This is a genomic window from Micromonospora sp. BQ32 (assembly GCF_059358895.1).
The window spans coordinates 1-994 of record NZ_JCADBI010000051.1 but is presented as its reverse complement, the minus strand read 5'-3'; the positions used below and the strand labels follow the sequence as shown (position 1 = coordinate 994).

The window sequence follows — 994 nt, the reverse complement described above, 5'->3', positions numbered from 1 at the left end:
GGTGCGACGGCACCGGCGAGGCCCAACCCGACGCCGGTGAAGACCAGCACGCAGAGCAGCGACTGGCCCAGGTAGTTCGACAGGGACATCCGGCCGGCCGGTGCGAGTACGGCGACGACCCGCCGCCCCCGGTCGGTCTGGAAGAACTGGAGCAGGGTGGCGGCGTACGCGGCCGCGAGCAGCGGCGCGGTGAGCACGCCCACCGTCAGCCCGGTCAGGTTGGCGGTGCCGCCACCCGAAGCGAAGATCACCGCACCGGCCAGGCCGATCGGATAGCCCAGCCGCTGCACCCGGCGCAGGAGCTGCCGGTTCCCGACGACGTCGGTGAGCAGCCGGCGCCGCCCGGCCGCGTAACCGAAGAGGAAGGCCGAGAGAGCGAGCGGCCCCTGCACGAGGAGCGTGCCGAACATCGCCGGCAGCTGGCGTACGTGCTCGGTGATCACTGAGCCGATCCCGCCCTGTAGTGCCTCGGTGGACCGCTGCCCCGCCGCCAGTGCCGTCGCCGGATCGGTGACCAGCTCGGTCCCGCCCGTGGCGGCGAGCGCGAGGACGAAGCCGATCCCGCCGGTCAGCAGTACGGCGACGCGCAGCGCGGTCCCGACGCGAACTCCCCGCATGGCGAGCAGGACCAGACCGAGCAACGCGTACGTGGTCAGGATGTCGCCCTGGAACAGCAGCACCGCGTGCAGGATGCCGAGCACGAAGAGCCCGGCCAGCCGTCGCCGGAACCGTGGGGCGACGTCGACGCCCCGCCGCGCGGCGGAATCGAGCTGGAGCGTGAAGCTGTAGCCGAACAGGAAAGAGAAGAGCAGGTACGCCTTCATCGTCAAGAGCAGCTCGACCAGCCACAGGACCACCTGGTCGCTCCACGAGCCGTGCGCGGGATCCGGAACCAGATGGAAGGGATAGCCGGAGGCGAAGAAGGCGATGTTGACGACCAGGATGAGGAGCAGCGCCACGGCGCGCAACGCGTCGACGTCGACGATCCGGGACA

The 994-nt window shown here is 70.8% G+C and carries 1 protein-coding gene; it reads right to left on the bottom strand.

Features of this window, described 5'->3' with window-relative positions:
* On the bottom strand, nt 1-994 hold a 994-nt coding region (locus tag AC5L30_RS32965), incomplete at both ends, for a DUF418 domain-containing protein (RefSeq protein ID WP_494872180.1).